Source organism: Streptomyces sp. NPDC048612 (genome assembly GCF_043199295.1).
Taxonomy (GTDB): domain Bacteria; phylum Actinomycetota; class Actinomycetes; order Streptomycetales; family Streptomycetaceae; genus Streptomyces.
Genome location: NZ_JBICVV010000003.1, coordinates 559,057 through 576,585, shown reverse-complemented (window position 1 = coordinate 576,585; position 17,529 = coordinate 559,057). Strand labels below are relative to the sequence as shown.

The following is a 17,529-nucleotide window of genomic DNA, read 5'->3' as shown; positions in this document are numbered from 1 at the left end:
GGTTGATAGGCCAGATATGGAAGCCCGGTAACGGGTGGAGTTGACTGGTACTAATAGGCCGAGGGCTTGTCCTCAGTTGCTCGCGTCCACTGTGTAGGTTCTGAAGTAACGACCTGTGTTAGTGCCGGGTTGGTTAACTTCATAGTGTTTCGGTGGTCATTGCGTTAGGGAAACGCCCGGTTACATTCCGAACCCGGAAGCTAAGCCTTTCCGCGCCGATGGTACTGCAGGGGGGACCCTGTGGGAGAGTAGGACGCCGCCGAACAAATTTTGAGAAAGCCCCTCGGGAACGCGAGTTCCCGAGGGGCTTTCTTGCGTTGTGGTGATCTTGGGACCCGCGGCACGGCGTCGCCGGCGGGCCAGGTAAGGTCAGGGGGCATCGTTGGCAGATTTCCCACAGGAGGCTTCCGCGTGGAGGTCCAGGAGACGCGGGTCCAGACGGACCGCGTCCTCACCATCCCGAATATCCTGAGCATGGCTCGCCTGCTCGGCGTGCCGTTGTTCCTGTGGTTGATCCTGTGGCCGGTATTCGGCGGCCCGAAGGCCGATGGCTGGGCGTTGCTGGTCCTCGCGCTCAGCGGGGTCAGTGACTATCTGGACGGCAAGCTCGCCCGGCGCTGGAACCAGATCAGCAGTCTGGGCCGCATCCTCGACCCGGCCGCCGACCGCCTTTACATCCTGTCCACCCTCGTCGGCCTGACCTGGCGCGAGATCCTGCCGGTCTGGCTGACCGCGGCCCTGCTGGCACGGGAAGTGATGCTGCTGATCGCCATCGGATTCCTCGGACGCCACGGATACGGGCCGCCCCAGGTGAACTTCCTGGGCAAAGCGGCTACGTTCAACTTGATGTACGCCTTCCCGCTGCTCCTCCTGAGCAGCGGAAACAGCTGGCTTCACACACTTGCTGCCGTTTTCGGATGGGCGTTCGCAGGATGGGGTACAGCGCTGTACTGGTGGGCAGGAATCCTCTACGTGGTCCAAGTCCGCCGCCTCATCAGAGCGGACACCACGGCCGACTGAGCTTTCCGGACCGGCAGCTGGTGCCAAGGCCCGGCGCCCGTACGCGATAACAGGAACAGTGGGCGAACTGGACAAGTGAAGTCGGCAAGACCGTCGTCTCTTAGAGGAGGACGCTTCCGACATGAAGGCCGTTGTGATGGCCGGTGGCGAAGGAACACGACTTCGCCCCATGACGTCCAGTATGCCCAAGCCCCTGCTTCCGGTCGTCAACCGGCCGATCATGGAGCATGTGCTCAGGCTGCTGAAGCGGCATGGTCTCAGCGAGACCGTCGTGACCGTGCAATTCCTTGCCTCCCTCGTCAAGAACTACTTCGGCGACGGAGAAGAGCTCGGAATGGAGCTCACCTATGCCAACGAGGAAAAGCCGCTCGGTACCGCAGGCAGTGTGAAGAATGCCGAGGAAGCCCTCAAGGACGACGCCTTCCTCGTCATCTCCGGTGACGCCCTCACCGACTTCGACCTCACGGATCTGATCCGCTTCCACAAGGAAAAGGGCGCCCTGGTCACCGTCTGCCTGACGCGAGTCCCCAATCCGCTCGAGTTCGGCATCACCATCGTCGACGAGGCCGGCAAGGTCGAACGCTTCCTGGAAAAACCCACCTGGGGCCAGGTCTTCTCGGACACCGTCAACACCGGCATCTACGTCATGGAGCCGGAGGTCTTCGACTATTTCGAGCCCGATGTGTCGGTGGACTGGTCGGGTGATGTCTTTCCGCAGCTCATGAAGGAAGGCAAGCCGATCTATGGCTATGTCGCCGAGGGCTACTGGGAGGACGTCGGCACCCACGAGAGCTATGTGAAGGCACAGGCCGACGTGCTCGAAGGCAAGGTCGATGTCGAAATCGACGGCTTCGAGATCTCGCCGGGCGTATGGGTCGCGGAGGGCGCCGAGGTCCATTCCGACGCGGTACTGCGCGGCCCGCTGTACATCGGTGACTACGCCAAGATCGAAGCCGGTGTGGAGCTGCGTGAGCACACCGTCGTCGGCTCCAATGTCGTCGTCAAGAGCGGTGCGTTCCTGCACCGTGCCGTCGTGCACGACAACGTCTACATCGGGCAGCAGAGCAATCTGCGCGGCTGTGTGATCGGCAAGAACACCGACATCATGCGGGCCGCCCGGATCGAGGACGGCGCCGTCATCGGCGACGAATGCCTGATCGGTGAAGAGTCGATCGTCCAGGGCAATGTGCGGGTCTATCCGTTCAAGACCATCGAGGCCGGCGCGTTCGTCAACACGTCGGTGATCTGGGAGTCCCGGGGCCAGGCGCATCTGTTCGGCGCCCGCGGGGTTTCCGGCATCCTCAATGTCGAGATCACACCGGAACTCGCGGTACGGCTCGCCGGGGCGTACGCCACCACGCTCAAGAAGGGCTCCACGGTCACCACTGCCCGCGACCACTCCCGTGGTGCGCGGGCGCTCAAACGTGCCGTGATCTCCGCGCTGCAGGCCAGCGCCATCGACGTACGCGACCTGGAGAACGTCCCGCTGCCCGTGGCCCGCCAGCAGACCGCGCGGGGCAGCGCCGGCGGGATCATGGTCCGTACGACGCCCGGTGTGCCGGACTCCGTGGACATCATGTTCTTTGACGAGCGGGGCGCCGACCTCTCGCAGGCCGGGCAGCGCAAGCTCGACCGGGTCTTCGCCCGGCAGGAGTACCGTCGCGCCTTCCCCGGCGAGATCGGCGATCTGATCTTCCCGGCCAGTGTCTTCGACTCCTACACCGGATCGCTGTTGCGGGCCGTGGACACCACGGGTGTCGGCGACTCCGGACTGAAGGTCGTCGTGGACGCCTCCAACGGCAGTGCGGGCCTGGTCCTGCCCAGTCTTCTGGGACGGCTCGGCGTCGACTCCCTGACCATCAACCCCGGGCTCGACGAATCCCGGCCGACCGAGACCGCCGACGCCCGGCGTGCCGGCCTGGTCCGGCTCGGCGAGATCGTGGCCTCGGCGCGGGCCGCCTTCGGCGTGCGCTTCGACCCCGTAGGAGAGCGGCTCTCCCTGGTGGACGAGCGCGGCCGGATCATCGAGGACGATCGCGCGCTGCTGGTCATGCTGGATCTGGTGGCGGCCGAGCGGCGTACCGGGCGGGTGGCGCTGCCGGTGACCACAACCCGGATCGCCGAGCAGGTGGCGGCGTATCACGGCACGCAGGTGGAGTGGACGACGACCTCGCCCGACGATCTGACCCGGGTGGGCCGCGCCGACGGCACGGTCTTCGGCGGGGACGGCATGGGCGGCTTCCTCATCCCGGAGTTCAGCAGCGTCTTCGACGGCGCGGCCGCGTTCGTCCGGCTGATCGGCCTGGTCGCCCGCACCCAGCTCACGCTCAGCCAGATCGATGCCCGTATCCCGCGGGCGCATGTCCAGCGGCGGGACCTGGCCACCCCGTGGGCGGTCAAGGGCCTGGTCATGCGGCATGTGGTCGAGGCCGCCGGCGACCGGGACGTGGACACCACCGACGGGGTACGGGTCGTGGAGTCCGACGGCCGCTGGGTCCTGGTGCTGCCGGACCCCGCGGAGGCGGTCACGCACCTGTGGGCGGAGGGGCCGGATGACGCCTCCGCCCAGCAGCTGCTGGACGAGTGGTCCGCGGTGGTGGACAGCGCCGGACGCTGACCGGGGCCCCACCGGCGGGCCGTGAATCGGCACGCCGGTGGGGCCATTGGGAGACCGCGCGGCCGACGTGCGACGATGTGCGGCATGTCGCAGCAGCGCCCCGATCGGAGCAACCCGAATACGTCGGCCGCGCGCCCCGATGCGTCCATGTCGCTGCTGACCAACGTGATGGATCACAGCCTCGATGACGGATATGCCGAGGCCGCCGCGCGCAAGTCCGAAGCCGGAGTACGCGGGCTGCCCCGCACCCTGCGGGCGAAGTTGGGCCTGGCGGCCGGTTTGGTGCTGGCCGCCGTCGTGGTGACGGTGGGGGCGGCGCAGGCGCGGATATCAGCACCGACGCTCGCCAAGGAGCGCGAGGAACTGATCAACCGCATCCAGAAGGGCACCGGGGAGGCGGACCGGCAGCAGAAGCGGGTCGACGCGCTCCGGGACGACGTCAGCACCATGCAGCGCGAGGCGCTGAAGAGACACGGTGGCGACAAGGCGGAGCTGCTGGCGCTGCTGTCCGGCTCGACCCAGGTCACCGGCCCTGGCGTGAAGCTCGTCGTGGACGATGCGAAGGGCGCGGCGTCCAGCGGCGGCGGTCCGCGCGAAAGCAGTGGTTTTTCGGACACCGGGCGGGTACGCGACAGGGATATGCAACGCGTCGTCAACGGCCTGTGGGCGTCCGGTGCGGAGGCCATCTCCGTCAATGGGCAGCGGCTTACGTCACTCTCGGCGATCAGGGCCGCGGGAGACGCCATACTGGTCGACAACAAGCCACTGGTGCCGCCTTATACGGTGCTGGCGGTGGGGGACGGGCAGCGGCTGAGCACCGCGTTCCAGGACAGCGCCGACGGTCAGTACCTGCATGTGCTGCAGGAGAACTATGGCGTGCGCACCAGGATTTCCGCTGAGAACGGGGTCACGCTGCCGCCCGCGCCCAGCTTGATCGTACGTACCGCAAAGCCGCAGGCCGGCGCCGCCAAGGCGGACGGCGCCGACATAGGGAAGGGCACATCGTGATCGCCGTTTTGGGCCTCATCGTGGGAGTCGTGGTCGGGCTTGTCGTCCGACCCGTGGTGCCGACGGTGGTCGAGCCCTACTTGCCGATCGCTGTCGTCGCGGCGCTGGACGCCGTGTTCGGCGGTCTGCGCGCCATGCTGGACGGCATCTTCGACGACAAGGTCTTCGTGGTCTCCTTCCTGTCGAACGTCGTGGTCGCCGCGCTGATCGTCTTCCTCGGCGACAAGCTGGGTGTCGGTGCCCAACTCTCCACCGGCGTCGTCGTGGTGCTGGGTATCCGGATCTTCTCCAACGCCGCCGCGATCCGCCGGCACGTCTTCAGGGCGTGAGGCGGATGACCGAGGACCAGGCCCCGGAGCCTGAGAAGCCCGAGCCGCAGAAGAAGGCCGAGCTGGAGAAGATCCAGCCGGAGCGGAAACCGGAGCCGGCGAAGGCGGCGGAGCGGACGGAACCGGAGCGGACGGAGCAGGAGCAGGACGGCGGCCCGGCCGGCCGGCGTCCGATGCCGCCCGAGAGCTGGAGCACCCCCGAGCAGGCGGAGTCCGGTGACGGAGCCGAAGCCCAGGAACCGGACAGTGCTGGACAGAAGCAGGGCAAAGGGGCAGACTCCTCGACCCCGGACGTCGTCGCCGATGACGACGGGGGTGCGGAACGCCCGAAGACCGGTCGGGAGCGGCTCCTTGCGAGTCTGTGGCCGCCGCGGCTGACCCGGGCTCAACTGATCGTTGCGCTGCTGCTGTTCATTCTCGGCCTCGGCCTGGCGATTCAGGTACGTTCCACAAGTGACAGCAGTGCGCTGAGAGGTGCGCGCCAGGAGGACCTGGTGCGCATTCTGGACGAGCTGGACAACCGCTCCCAGCGGTTGACCGACGAACAGCGGCGCCTGGAAGGGCAGAAGACCGAGCTGGAGAACAGCTCGGACCAGGCCGAGGAGGCCCGTAAGCAGACCGTGGAGAAGGAACAGCAGCTGGGCGTGCTGGCCGGGACCGTCGCGGCACGGGGGCCCGGCATCAACCTGACCATCGACGACCCGACGCACTCCGTGGAGGCGGACAAGCTGCTGGACACCATCCAGGAACTGCGGGCGGCCGGCGCGGAGGCCATCCAGGTCAACGACGTACGGGTCGTCGCGGACAGCTATCTCTCGGATGTCCGGGGTGGCGTGGAGATCGACGGCAAGCGCGTCATGCAGCCGTTCCGCTTCAAGGTCATCGGCAAGCCGGAGGACTTGGAACCGGCGCTGAACATCCCTGGCGGAGTGGTCCAGACTCTGGAAAAGGAGCAGGCCAAGGTGTCTGTGACCCGTGAGGAGAAGATCATTGTGAACGCCTTGCGAGAGGCGGAGCGGCCTGACTACGCTCGGTTGTCATCTCAGTGAGGCGTGCACGTATGTCGAGTGCCCGAGCAGGGCATGAGGTAGCGGGGGGTCGACGCACCGTGCGTGTGGTGTGTGGTGGAAACTGTCTGAAGGCCACGGACGTTCACAGGATGTCCGGATGGGCCGGTGTGTGCATCGAGGGTTCGTCCTGCCCCACGGGCGGGTCTGTTTCGTTCAAGGGGAATCGCCCGTGAAGTTGTTTGGAAAGCTTTTTGGCAAGAGCGCACGCCAGGAGGGCGACAGCGGCTCGGCGCGGCACCGCGCTCCGCGTCAGCCCGACGAGAGCGGCGCGTCCGAGGACCGTCCGCTCTTCCGTGACGAGGTCAGCGGTCCGTCCGGGGGGTACGGCGCGGGTTCTGTTGACCCCTCCGGTGCCGGCCGCATAGGTTCCCAGGAACCATCAGCCGCACACACGGGTGGAGGGTCGGCCTTGCCGGTTTGTACGAGGTGTGGGAACCAGAACGCCGAGGCGAGCCGGTTCTGCTCCAACTGTGGCGCGCCGCTGCGTGCGGGTGCCCAGCCCGAGCGGGCGTCCGAGACGACGTCGACCATCTCCATTTCGGGGCTGGAGGCCTACGACTCGGAGACGACGGGCCAGAATCTGGCGCCGTCGCTGTCGCCCGAGGCCCAGGCGGCCGTGGACGCTCTCCCGTTGGGATCGGCGCTGCTGGTCGTCCGCCGGGGGCCGAACTCGGGCAGCCGCTTCCTGCTGGACAGCGAGCTGACCACGGCCGGCCGGCATCCGCAGGGCGACATCTTCCTCGACGATGTGACGGTCTCGCGCCGCCATGTGGAATTCCGTCGCGGTTCCGACGGTCTCTTCACCGTCGCCGACGTCGGCAGCCTGAACGGCACCTACGTCAACCGCGAGCGGATCGACTCCGTCGCCCTCGCGACCGGCGACGAGGTCCAGATCGGCAAGTTCCGCCTGGTCTTCTACGCGAGCCAGCGAGGCGCCGGTATCTGACCGGCCGGGGAAGGCATATGCGCGATACACCGAAAGGCGGCGCCGGCTCTGCCGGTGCCGCCTCCTCGGACGGCAAGCCGGTGAGCATCGGCACGGTGCTCACCCAGCTGCGCGAGGAGTTTCCCGAGGTCACCATCTCCAAGATTCGCTTCCTGGAGGCCGAGGGACTCGTCGAGCCGAAGCGCACGCCTTCCGGCTACCGCAAATTCACGCAGGACGACGTCGGGCGGCTGGCCGCCGTCCTGCGGATGCAGCGGGACCACTATCTGCCGCTCAAGGTTATCCGGGAGCATCTGGACGCCCTGGAGCGCGGTGAGCAGGTGCCGCTGCCGGCCCCGGCCGCACCCTCTCGGGACCTGGTCGAGGGCCTGCCCGACCCGGATACGGAGCCTCCGACGGCTGCCCGGATCGGCCGGGCCGAGCTGCTGGCCGCCGCGGACGTGGACGAGGCGGCGCTCACCGACTGGGAGTCCTACGGACTCATCGTCCCCCACGCGGACGGCGGATACGACATCGAGGCCGTCACGGTCGCCAAACTTGTCGCGGACCTGGGCCGATTCGGTCTGGAGCCGCGACATCTGCGTGCGGTGAAGGCGGCGGCCGAGCGCGAGGCGGGTCTGGTCGAACAGGTCGTTGCACCCCTTCGGCGGCACCGTAACCCGCAGACCAGGGCGCATGCCGAAGCCACCGCCAGGGAGCTGGCGACGCTGTCCGTACGGCTCCACGCGGCCTTGCTGCAGAGCGCGCTGCGGGTCCGCCCATAGCGAGCAAACGAGTGCCCGACTACCCAAACCTGCCGGGCACGTCCTAGGGTTGCTGTGTGAACGAGCTCGACGTCGTGGGTGTCCGGGTGGAAATGCCTTCCAGCCAACCGATCGTGCTCCTGCGGGAGGTGGGAGGCGATCGATACTTGCCCATTTGGATCGGGCCAGGGGAGGCCACCGCCATCGCCTTTGCCCAGCAGGGCATGGTCCCTGCCAGGCCGCTGACGCACGACCTTTTCAAGGACGTGCTGGAGGCGGTGGGCCAGGAGCTGACGCAGGTCCGCATCACGGATCTGCGCGAGGGGGTTTTCTATGCCGAACTTGTCTTTGCGAGCGGGGTCGAGGTCAGTGCGCGTCCGTCGGACGCGATAGCGCTGGCCCTGCGCACCGGAACGCCGATCTTCGGTACCGACGGTGTGCTGGACGACGCGGGGATCGCCATCCCGGACGAGCAGGAGGACGAGGTGGAGAAGTTCCGCGAGTTCCTCGACCAGATCTCGCCCGAGGACTTCGGGACCAACAGCCAGTGATATCGGCCAGGCGAACCGCCTGATTCCGGCCAAACAATCAGGCCTTCCCCGTGCGAGGTCACGAGAAACCACTCGTAGGGTGATTATCACTCGGCGTGGCGAGCGCGGCGATCGTTGACGCACCCCGAGTGACTGCATACCGTCGATGTGGCAGGTCCCGTCCGGGACGTGGAGGACGGAGGGCGGCGTGGCAATCACCGGCGACGGTATGGCGGCGGAAGGGGCGTTGCCGCTCCACTCGAGCGCGGCAGCGAACCCTGCGCCGGCACCGGCCGCGGCGGTGTCGGGGGACTGCGAGGCTCAGAACATCGGCTATCGCGGCCCGACCGCTTGTGCGGCAGCGGGCATCACTTATCGGCAGCTCGACTACTGGGCGCGTACGGGCCTGGTGGAGCCGAGCATCCGGCCGGCCTACGGCTCCGGCACCCAGCGGCTCTACAGCTTCCGGGACGTCGTGGTCCTGAAGATCGTCAAGCGGCTCCTGGACACCGGGGTGTCGCTGCAGAACATCCGCACCGCCGTCCAGCATCTGCGCTCGCGCGGGCTGGCGGATCTGACGCGGATGACGCTGATGAGCGATGGGGCGACGGTCTACGAGTGCACCTCGCCCGACCAGGTCGTGGATCTGCTCCAGGGCGGTCAGGGCGTCTTCGGGATCGCCGTCGGGGTGGTCTGGCGGGACGTGGAGGGCGCGCTGTCACAGCTCCACGGGGAGCGCGTCGACACGGGCGAGACGCTGATCGGGAAGAACCCGCAGGACGAGCTGGCGCGGCGGCGTCACCGCGCGGGCTGAGTCCCCGGGCGGAGCGCGCGGCCCGGCATCGGGCCGATTGTCAGTGGCATGGGGCAGCATCGGAGATGTGAGACCCGCGCCGACGATCCTGCATCTGGACATGGATGCGTTCTTCGCGGCCGCCGAGCAGGCGGCCAAACCGAGCCTGCGCGGAAAGCCGGTGGTGGTCGGCGGGGTCGGCGGCCGCGGTGTGGTCTCCACGGCCTCGTACGAGGCGCGGGTCTTCGGGGTCCGGTCCGCGATGCCGACGGCCCAGGCGCGTCGGCTGTGCCCCAACGCCGCCTATCTCAGTCCTCGCTTCACCCTGTACCGCCAGGTGAGTGAGGCGGTGATGGAGCTGCTGCACACGCTGTCGCCGTTGGTGGAGCCGCTGAGCCTGGACGAGGCGTTCGTCGATCTGGAGGCGGGCGGGGTGCCGGCCGAAGGGGCGGCCGTACGGGCCGTGGGGGAGCAACTGCGGCGGGACATCCGGTCCGCGACGGGGCTGACCGGCTCGGTGGGGCTGGCCGGGGCGAAGATGCTGGCGAAGATCGCCTCCGAGGCGGCCAAGCCGGACGGCCTGGTGGTGATCGAGCCGGGCACGGAACGGGAGCTGCTGGGCCCGATGACGGTGCGGACGCTGCCCGGGGTGGGGCCCGCGACGGCCGAGACGCTGCGCCGGGCCGGGATTCATACCGTCCAGGAGACCGCGGAGGCCGGTGAGGCGGAGCTGGTGCGGCTGCTGGGCAGGGCGCACGGCGCGGGGCTGTATGGGATGGCGCTGGGGCAGGACGACCGGCCGGTGGTGGCCGAGCGGGACGCCAAGTCGATCTCCGTCGAGGACACCTTCGAGGTGGACCTGACCGACCGGACGCGGGTGCGGAGCGAGGTGCTGCGGCTGGCGGACCGGTGCGTCCAGCGACTGCGGGCGGCCGGGCGTTCCGGGCGGACGGTGGTCATCAAGGTGCGCAACTACGACTTCTCGACGCTGACCCGTTCCGAGACGCTCCGCGGGCCCACCGACGATCCGGCGGTGATACGGGAGGCTGCTGTGCGCCTGCTGGAGACGGTGGACACCACCGGCGGGGTGCGGCTGCTGGGCGTGGGGGTCAGCGGGCTGGCGGACTTCACGCAGGAGGATCTGTTCGCCCAGCTCGCGACGGAGCGGGAGGCGGCGGAGTCGGCCGCGGCGGCCGCTGCCGCGGCGGCGGAGCGGGCTGCCGGGGGCGTGGAGCGGCGGGAGGCCGAGGAGGAGCCGCCGCGGCGCTGGCATCCGGGGCTGGACGTGGTGCACGAGGAGTACGGCGCCGGCTGGGTGCAGGGGAGCGGGGTGGGGAGGGTGACCGTCCGCTTCGAAACGCCATGGTCCGCACCGGGGAGGGTGCGGACCTTCGCTGTCGAGGACCCGGCGCTGCGGCCGGGGGAGCCCCTGCCGCTGGTGGGCGGGGCGCCGGCGGATGGTCAGTCGTCCGAGCCGGCGATCTTGCCGAAGTTGGTGTCGCCGGAGCCCGGCACCGGATCGGAGGTCGGGGAAGAAGTATCCAGGCGATAGTGGTGATAGAGCTGAAGTTCCTGCTCAGGGGAGAGATGACGGCCCACGCCGAAGTCCGGGGCGTCCTTGATCAGTTTGCGGTCGTAAGGAATGTGCAGTCCCTCTTCGGCCATTTTGCTGGGTTCCAGGGGGACGAACGCATCCCGGCTGAAGAGTCCGGTGCGTACGGCCGCCCACTCCGGTTCCCCCGTCGCATCGTCGAGGTAGACCTCGTCGATGGTCCCTATTTTCGCGCCGTTACGGTCGAATGCTTTGCGGCCGATCAGGCTTCGGGGATCGATATCGGTTTGCACGGCCCCTCCAATTGGTCGCAACTGCCCTGTGACAACTACCAAACGGCACATTTCATGCCCCGGCCACTCGAAGGAGCCTTCGAGAGCCACGCTGGTAGGCTGGCGATTGGCCGCAGACCCCGTGCGGGAGAGTCCTTGTCGTTCGCGACCAGGGCGCCGAAGGAGCAACTCCTCCCCGGAATCTCTCAGGCACCCGTACCGCATGGACGAGGTCACTCTGGAAAGCAGGGCGGGCCACGGAAGGCACAGCGCCGGGACCCCTCCTCACCGACGGTGAAAGCCGGGCCGCTCCTGGGCGGGCCGGTGAAGCTCTCAGGTTAGATGACAGAGGGGGAGGCCGTCCGGGCACCCGCGCCGTGGTGCCCCTCGTAGGTCGCACCGACCAGGAGGCCCCCGCAGATGACCACCAATCGCATCTCCTTGACCGAGCTGGAAAGCGGCACCCCCTTCGAGCGCCGGCACATCGGTCCCGACCAGGCGGCGCAGGCGAAGATGCTCGCGCACATCGGCTTCGGGTCGCTGGACGAGCTCACCGCCACCGCCGTGCCCGATGTGATCAAGAGCGCCGAGGCGCTCGGCCTGCCGCAGGCCCGTACCGAGGCCGAGGTGCTCAAGGAGCTCCAGGGCCTGGCGGACCGCAACCAGGTCCTCGCTTCCATGATCGGTCTCGGCTACTACGGCACGTTCACCCCGCCGGTGATCCTGCGCAACGTCATGGAGAACCCGGCCTGGTACACGGCGTACACGCCCTACCAGCCGGAGATCTCGCAGGGCCGCCTCGAGGCGCTGCTGAACTTCCAGACCATGGTCGCCGACCTGACCGGACTGCCCACCTCCGGCTCCTCGCTGCTGGACGAGGGCACCGCCGCCGCCGAGGCGATGGCGCTCTCCCGCCGTGTCGGCAAGGTCAAGCAGGGCGTCTTCCTGGTCGACGCCGACTGTCTGCCGCAGACCGTCGCCGTGATCGAGACCCGTGCGGAGCCCACCGGCGTCGAGGTCGTGGTCGCGGACCTGTCCGACGGCATCCCGGCCGAGATCGCCGAGCGCGGTGTGTTCGGTGTGCTGCTCCAGTACCCGGGCGCCTCCGGTGCGGTGCGCGACCCCCGCGCCCTCATCGAGCAGGCCCACGAGCTGGGCGCGATCGTCACCGTCGCCGCCGACCTGCTCGCCCTGACGCTGCTCACCTCACCCGGTGAGCTGGGCGCGGACATCGCCGTCGGCACCACCCAGCGCTTCGGTGTCCCGATGGGCTTCGGCGGACCGCACGCCGGCTTCATGGCCGTCCGTGACCAGTTCGCCCGCAGCCTCCCCGGACGTCTGGTGGGCGTCTCCGTCGACGCCGACGGCAACAAGGCCTACCGGCTGGCGCTGCAGACCCGTGAGCAGCACATCCGCCGGGAGAAGGCCACCAGCAACATCTGCACCGCGCAGGTGCTGCTCGCCGTCATGGCCGGGATGTACGCGGTCTACCACGGGCCCGAGGGCCTGCGGACCATCGCCCGGCGCACCCACCGCTACGCCGCGGTCCTCGCCGAGGGCCTGCGGGCCGGCGGGGTGGAGATCGTGCACGACGCGTACTTCGACACCCTGACCGCGCGGGTGCCCGGCCGGGCCGCCGACGTCGTCGCCGCCGCCCGCGAGGCCGGTGTCAACCTCCGGCAGGTCGACGCGGACCTGGTGGGCATCGCCTGTGACGAGACCACCGGGCGGGCGCAGCTGGCCGGTGTCTGGAGCGCCTTCGGGGTGCAGGGCGACGTCGAGCAGCTGGACGCGGCCGCGGCCGAGGCGCTGCCGCAGGGGCTGCTGCGCCACGACGACTACCTCGCGCACCCGGTCTTCCACGAGTACCGCTCCGAGACGGCGATGCTGCGCTACCTGCGCACCCTCGCCGACAAGGACTACGCGCTGGACCGCGGCATGATCCCGCTCGGCTCCTGCACGATGAAGCTGAACGCCACCACCGAGATGGAGCCGGTCACCTGGCCCGCGTTCGGCCAGCTGCACCCGTTCGCGCCGGCCGGCCAGGCCGAGGGCTACCTCACGCTCATCCAGGAGCTGGAGGAGCGGCTGGCCACGGTCACCGGCTACGACAAGGTCTCCATCCAGCCGAACGCCGGGTCGCAGGGCGAGCTGGCCGGCCTGCTGGCCGTGCGCGCCTACCACCGTGCCAACGGCGACGAGCAGCGCACGGTCTGCCTGATCCCGTCCTCGGCGCACGGCACCAACGCCGCCAGCGCCGTGATGGCCGGGATGAAGGTCGTCGTCGTCAAGACCGGTGAGGACGGCGAGGTCGACACCGACGACCTGCACGCCAAGATCGAGAAGCACCGTGACGAACTCGCGGTCCTGATGGTGACCTACCCCTCCACCCACGGGGTGTTCGAGGAGCACATCACCCAGATCTGCGCGGCGGTGCACGAGGCCGGCGGTCAGGTCTACGTCGACGGCGCCAATCTCAACGCGCTGGTCGGGCTCGCCGAGCCCGGCAAGTTCGGCGGCGACGTCTCGCACCTGAACCTGCACAAGACGTTCTGCATCCCGCACGGCGGCGGTGGCCCCGGTGTCGGCCCGGTCGGTGTGCGCGCCCACCTGGCGCCGTACCTGCCCAACCACCCGCTGCAGCCGGGCGCCGGCCCCGAGACGGGCGTCGGGCCGATCTCCGCCGCTCCCTGGGGCTCGGCCGGCATCCTGCCGATCTCCTGGGCGTACGTCCGGCTCATGGGCGGTGAGGGCCTCAAGCGCGCCACCCAGGTCGCGGTCCTCAGCGCGAACTACATCGCCAAGCGTCTGGAGCCGCACTACCCGGTGCTCTACACCGGCCCCGGCGGCCTGGTGGCGCACGAGTGCATCATCGACGTCCGGCCACTGACCAAGGCGACCGGTGTGAGCATCGACGATGTGGCCAAGCGGCTGATCGACTACGGTTTCCACGCGCCGACGATGTCGTTCCCGGTGGCCGGCACGCTGATGATCGAGCCGACGGAGAGCGAGGACCTCGCGGAGCTGGACCGGTTCTGTGACGCGATGATCGCGATCCGTGCGGAGATCGAGAAGGTCGGCTCGGGGGAGTGGGACAAGGACGACAACCCGCTGCGCAACGCCCCGCACACCGCGGGCGCGCTCGGTGGGGACTGGACGCACCCGTACACCCGTGAGGAGGCCGTCTTCCCGGCCGGTGTCTCCGTCGCCGAGAAGTACTGGCCGCCGGTGCGCCGGATCGACGGTGCCTACGGCGACCGAAACCTCGTCTGCTCCTGCCCGCCGCTGGACGAGTACGACAACTGACCCACGGCAGCAGCAAGGGCCCTCGGCAGATCTGCCGGGGGCCCTGTGGTTCGTGGTGAGCGCGGCGGGTCAGGCGGCGGCGCCGACCCGGGCGCGGTGCGGGGCGATGACCTGCCCGTCCGGGAGCAGCTCACCGGTGTCCTCGAAGAGCAGGACGCCGTTGCAGAGCAGGCTCCAGCCCTGCTCCGGATGGTGCGCCACAAGGTGTGCGGCCTCCCGGTCGGTGGAGTCTGCTGACGGGCATGGCGGTTGGTGCTGGCACATGGAAGTTGTCTTTCGCTGCGGTGAGGTGAACGTCGTCGTGCGGCTCGATGAGGGGTTCATGGCCGCTCCCCCGTTTCTGTCGGTCGGTCCCAGTGTTGCCCCACGGACGCGATTCCGCAGGGATTTCGCAGCAGCGGTACTCACTCGGTAGGGACGCGTCACCCGTGCGGGCGGTTGCTCCCAATTGCACTCCTCCCCAAGAGGGTTGGCAGTGGTATCCGCGGACTAGGCCGCGTGGGTGAGCACGCGTGAGCGCCCCGTGGCCGGACGGGGCCGCGGGGCACGCTCGGGCGGGACGGCGGGCGCCGCAACTCGGGGCGGCGCCGCCGGGTCAGGCGGGTTCGGCGAGGAGCGGCGCGGGGGCGAGGCGCAGGGTGAGCCGGGGGAGCAGGTCGGCGAGGTGCTGGGGGCGGTGCGCGGCGATACCCGGCGGGGCGGGCGCCAGCGGCACCAGCAGGTCGGCGGGTGCGGGCAGCCCCCCGGCGCCGTCGGAGGCGAGGTCGTGATGCAGCCACAGCGTGAGCATGTACAGCTCGGGTACTGACAGCAGACGCGGCTGGTAGGGCGTGGCGAGTGACTCGGCCTGGGCCAGTGCCCGCTCGGTCGCGGCGACGTAGGGGCCGCCGCAGAAGCGCCCGAAGGTCCAGCCGTCCGCGGTGAGGACCGTCTCGGCGGCCGCCACGGCCCGCTCCCCGCCGCGGATCAGGAAGCTCCAGCCGGCCAGCCGGGTGTGCGGGGTGCCGCCGGCCCGGCTGATGTCGTCCCAGACGTGGATGGGCAGCGGGTGGTCGGGGCTGAGCGGGCCCTGATGGGCGCGCAGCGCGGAGACCGGGGCCTCGCGGACCGCGGAGGGCGAGCCGAGAGCGGCGAGAACACTGCGCAGGGCGGGCGCGGGGGCAGGGGGAAGGTGCAGCGGCATGGTGGGTCGCCTCTCACTTCGGAGACACGGCGGAGCGTGGCTCGGAGACACGGTGGTGCGTGGCGGGTGCAAACGGCGTTGTCTGCGGGCGGGGTCAGAGCATGGCCGGTTCGGGGCCGCGGCCCGGCGGGGTCGGCCGCGGTGCCCGGAGTCGGTGAGAGCGCCTGGACGCTGGGCGCCAAGTCTCTGCCTCGTAAGCGGAGTTTATACGACGTATGTTCCGAAAGTGTTTCTGCTACCGGCCTTGTGGATTTCCGGCAAGGGGAAATCAGGACCGCTGTGCGAGGTGCTTTCCACCGCTTTGTGCGGCGTTTCGGGGACGCCACCTCGTATTGCCGCGGTGGCGCGGTAGGCCGGAACTGGCCGGTCTTTCTCACAAACGAATTGCCGCTGGTGATTGCCGAGCAGATATGCCTGTGGGCCGTGCCGGATGCTGCACCACTTCGAGCCTATCGGCACCGGCATGCCGTCGCGGCGTTATTGATCAGATTGCTGTGGGCATCATCGACCGTAGCGCGAACCCCGGCGGTGTCGGGGACGGCCCCAAGTGGCCCGTGGCCGCGGGCTGTTCACTGAAGGAGGGACCCTTCGATGGGGGAGAAGGTCGCTGCGGACGGGATCGACCTGGCGGACCGGGAGCGTTACCGAAGAAAGCTGCACGACTGCCTTGAGGGATTGCACCGGCTCCTGGCGGAGAAGCGGTTCGACCGTCCCAGAGATCTTATGGGGCTGGAGATCGAACTCAATCTCGCCGGCGCCGACGGACTGCCCCGCATGATGAACACTCAAGTACTGGAGCGCATCGCCAGTGGTGATTTCCAGACCGAACTCGCCCAGTGCAACCTAGAGGTCAACATCCTGCCGCACCGCTTGAGCGGCCGGGTGCTCGACCAGCTCGCCGAGGAACTCCGTACGGGGCTCGGCTATGCGGAAAGGAAGGCCAGGGAGGTCGCCGCCCGGATCGTGATGATCGGCATTCTGCCGACCCTGCACGCCACCGACCTCACGGCCGCCAGCCTCTCCGAGAACGACCGTTACGTCCTTCTCAACGACCAGATGCGGGCGGCCCGCGGCGAGGACTTCGCCCTGGACATCCGGGGCGTCGAGCACCTGGTCTCCCGCTCGCCCTCGATCGCGCCGGAGGCCGCCTGTACGTCGGTCCAGCTGCATCTCCAGGTGACGCCGGGCCGCTTCGCCGCCGTCTGGAACGCGGCACAGGCCATCGCCGCGGTACAGGTGGCGGTCGGCGCCAACTCGCCGTTCCTCTTCGGCCGTGAGCTGTGGCGCGAGTCGCGGCCGCCGGTCTTCCAGCAGGCCACCGACACCCGCTCGCCCGAGCTGCAGGCCCAGGGTGTGCGCCCCCGTACCTGGTTCGGTGAGCGCTGGATCGACTCCGCGTACGACCTGTTCGAGGAGAACGTGCGCTACTACCCGCCGCTGCTGCCGGTGTGCGGGCCACAGGAGCCGCTGCGCATCCTCGATGAGGGCGGGGTGCCCGACCTGGCCGAACTGGTCCTGCACAACGGCACGGTCTACCGCTGGAACCGCCCCGTCTACGCGGTCGCCGACGGTGTCGCGCACCTCAGGGTCGAGAACCGGGTGCTGCCGGCCGGCCCCACCGTCACCGACGTCATCGCCAACACCGCCTTCTACTACGGCCTGGTGCGGGTGCTGGCCGAGGAGCCGCGTCCGGTCTGGTCGCGGCTGCCGTTCGCCGCGGCGGCCCACAACTTCGACACCGCCTGCCGGTACGGCATCGACGCCACCCTGGAATGGCCGCGTCCCGGGCGGTCGGGCGGAACCGCGGGCATCCCGGCCGTACGGCTGGTGCGCGAGGAGCTGCTGCCGCTGGCGGCACGCGGGCTGGACGCCTGGGGCGTGGAGCCGGCCGACCGTGACCACTACCTCGGCATCATCGACGAGCGCTGCCGGCGCCGGGTGAACGGGGCGTCCTGGCAGGCCGCGGCCTTCCACCACGCGCGGCGCCAGGGCCTGGACCGGGATGCCGCGCTCGCCGCGATGACCCGGCGCTACAGCGAGTTGATGCACACGGGGAAGCCGGTGCACACCTGGCCGGTCGCCTGGTCCGTGGGTGGGCGCGCCGCCGTACCGGAACCACGGCAGGCGGCGACCGAGGGGGCGTAGCCCGGAGTCCCGCAG

General features: G+C 69.3%; 15 protein-coding genes, 2 rRNA genes and 1 riboswitch. Of the genes, 14 read left to right on the top strand and 3 right to left on the bottom strand.

Annotated elements, in window-relative coordinates; genetic code table 11:
* From ACGFN2_RS08680 to ACGFN2_RS08625, 12 genes are all read left to right on the top strand, one after another.
* Positions 1-74, top strand: a 23S ribosomal RNA gene (locus tag ACGFN2_RS08680); the annotation flags it as partial.
* A 74-nt stretch (positions 75-148) separates the two neighbouring features.
* Positions 149-265, top strand: a 5S ribosomal RNA gene (rrf, locus tag ACGFN2_RS08675).
* A 146-nt stretch (positions 266-411) separates the two neighbouring features.
* A complete protein-coding gene (locus tag ACGFN2_RS08670) occupies positions 412-1,020 on the top strand; it encodes a CDP-alcohol phosphatidyltransferase family protein (RefSeq protein ID WP_362615200.1) in 609 nt (202 codons plus the stop codon).
* 121 nt (positions 1,021-1,141) lie between these two features.
* The gene (locus ACGFN2_RS08665; protein ID WP_362615198.1) at positions 1,142-3,637 is read left to right on the top strand and encodes a mannose-1-phosphate guanyltransferase; all 2,496 of its coding nucleotides are present in this window, start codon (positions 1,142-1,144) and stop codon (positions 3,635-3,637) included.
* A 75-nt stretch (positions 3,638-3,712) separates the two neighbouring features.
* Complete coding sequence (locus tag ACGFN2_RS08660; RefSeq protein ID WP_393358568.1) at positions 3,713-4,645, top strand: DUF881 domain-containing protein; 933 nt, start codon at positions 3,713-3,715, stop codon at positions 4,643-4,645.
* On the top strand, positions 4,642-4,974 hold the full coding sequence (locus ACGFN2_RS08655; protein WP_003984969.1) for a small basic family protein: 333 nt from the start codon (positions 4,642-4,644) through the stop codon (positions 4,972-4,974). The genes ACGFN2_RS08660 and ACGFN2_RS08655 overlap by 4 nt, the downstream gene beginning before the upstream one ends.
* Before the next feature lie 5 nt (positions 4,975-4,979).
* Entirely contained in the window at positions 4,980-6,023 is a 1,044-nt protein-coding gene (locus ACGFN2_RS08650; RefSeq protein ID WP_362606277.1) for a DUF881 domain-containing protein, read from the top strand.
* Positions 6,024-6,141: 118 nt separating this feature from the next.
* Positions 6,142-6,990, top strand: coding sequence for an FHA domain-containing protein (locus ACGFN2_RS08645; protein ID WP_362606275.1), 849 nt, complete (start codon positions 6,142-6,144; stop codon positions 6,988-6,990).
* Positions 6,991-7,007: 17 nt separating this feature from the next.
* Positions 7,008-7,754, top strand: a complete 747-nt coding sequence (locus ACGFN2_RS08640; RefSeq protein WP_393358566.1) for a MerR family transcriptional regulator — start codon at positions 7,008-7,010, stop codon at positions 7,752-7,754.
* A gap of 56 nt (positions 7,755-7,810) precedes the next feature.
* Positions 7,811-8,284, top strand: a complete 474-nt coding sequence (locus ACGFN2_RS08635) for a bifunctional nuclease family protein (RefSeq protein ID WP_006606439.1) — start codon at positions 7,811-7,813, stop codon at positions 8,282-8,284.
* 187 nt (positions 8,285-8,471) lie between these two features.
* Positions 8,472-9,077 (top strand): MerR family transcriptional regulator, encoded by a 606-nt coding sequence (locus tag ACGFN2_RS08630; protein ID WP_393358564.1) that lies wholly within the window; start codon positions 8,472-8,474, stop codon positions 9,075-9,077.
* Between the two features lie 67 nt (positions 9,078-9,144).
* A complete protein-coding gene (locus tag ACGFN2_RS08625) occupies positions 9,145-10,608 on the top strand; it encodes a DNA polymerase IV (protein WP_393358562.1) in 1,464 nt (487 codons plus the stop codon).
* Here the strand turns inward: ACGFN2_RS08625 and ACGFN2_RS08620 are convergent.
* Positions 10,518-10,901 carry a PRC-barrel domain-containing protein gene (locus tag ACGFN2_RS08620; protein WP_393358560.1) on the bottom strand — a complete coding sequence of 128 codons (384 nt, stop codon included), beginning with the start codon at positions 10,899-10,901 and terminating at the stop codon, positions 10,518-10,520. The genes ACGFN2_RS08625 and ACGFN2_RS08620 overlap by 91 nt on opposite strands.
* Before the next feature lie 114 nt (positions 10,902-11,015).
* Positions 11,016-11,112, top strand: a riboswitch (glycine riboswitch).
* A 188-nt stretch (positions 11,113-11,300) separates the two neighbouring features.
* On the opposite strand from ACGFN2_RS08620, the gene gcvP reads away from it, so the two are divergent.
* Positions 11,301-14,186: an aminomethyl-transferring glycine dehydrogenase gene (gene gcvP / locus ACGFN2_RS08615; RefSeq protein ID WP_393358558.1), complete on the top strand. Its 2,886-nt coding sequence runs from the start codon at positions 11,301-11,303 to the stop codon at positions 14,184-14,186.
* Between the two features lie 69 nt (positions 14,187-14,255).
* Here the strand turns inward: gcvP and ACGFN2_RS08610 are convergent, their stop codons facing one another.
* Together ACGFN2_RS08610 and ACGFN2_RS08605 are read right to left on the bottom strand one after the other, a co-directional pair.
* Positions 14,256-14,450, bottom strand: a complete 195-nt coding sequence (locus tag ACGFN2_RS08610; protein ID WP_362606258.1) for a DUF5999 family protein — start codon at positions 14,448-14,450, stop codon at positions 14,256-14,258.
* A gap of 331 nt (positions 14,451-14,781) precedes the next feature.
* Entirely contained in the window at positions 14,782-15,369 is a 588-nt protein-coding gene (locus ACGFN2_RS08605) for a hypothetical protein (RefSeq protein ID WP_362606256.1), read from the bottom strand.
* Between the two features lie 591 nt (positions 15,370-15,960).
* Between ACGFN2_RS08605 and ACGFN2_RS08600 the strand changes: the two genes are divergently transcribed.
* Positions 15,961-17,514, top strand: coding sequence for a glutamate-cysteine ligase family protein (locus ACGFN2_RS08600; protein ID WP_393358555.1), 1,554 nt, complete (start codon positions 15,961-15,963; stop codon positions 17,512-17,514).
* Positions 17,515-17,529: the final 15 nt, after the last annotated feature.

What these genes read in the sequence shown, in the direction of transcription:
- ACGFN2_RS08665 (WP_362615198.1), top strand. Translation starts at nt 1,142, where the DNA reads ATGAAGGCCGTTGTGATGGCCGGTGGCGAAGGAACACGACTTCGCCCC.
- ACGFN2_RS08660 (WP_393358568.1), top strand. Translation starts at nt 3,713, where the DNA reads ATGTGCGGCATGTCGCAGCAGCGCCCCGATCGGAGCAACCCGAATACG.
- ACGFN2_RS08650 (WP_362606277.1), top strand. Translation starts at nt 4,980, where the DNA reads ATGACCGAGGACCAGGCCCCGGAGCCTGAGAAGCCCGAGCCGCAGAAG.
- ACGFN2_RS08645 (WP_362606275.1), top strand. Translation starts at nt 6,142, where the DNA reads ATGGGCCGGTGTGTGCATCGAGGGTTCGTCCTGCCCCACGGGCGGGTC.
- ACGFN2_RS08640 (WP_393358566.1), top strand. Translation starts at nt 7,008, where the DNA reads ATGCGCGATACACCGAAAGGCGGCGCCGGCTCTGCCGGTGCCGCCTCC.
- gcvP (WP_393358558.1), top strand. Translation starts at nt 11,301, where the DNA reads ATGACCACCAATCGCATCTCCTTGACCGAGCTGGAAAGCGGCACCCCC.
- ACGFN2_RS08610 (WP_362606258.1), bottom strand. Translation starts at nt 14,450, where the DNA reads ATGTGCCAGCACCAACCGCCATGCCCGTCAGCAGACTCCACCGACCGG.
- ACGFN2_RS08605 (WP_362606256.1), bottom strand. Translation starts at nt 15,369, where the DNA reads ATGCCGCTGCACCTTCCCCCTGCCCCCGCGCCCGCCCTGCGCAGTGTT.
- ACGFN2_RS08600 (WP_393358555.1), top strand. Translation starts at nt 15,961, where the DNA reads ATGGGGGAGAAGGTCGCTGCGGACGGGATCGACCTGGCGGACCGGGAG.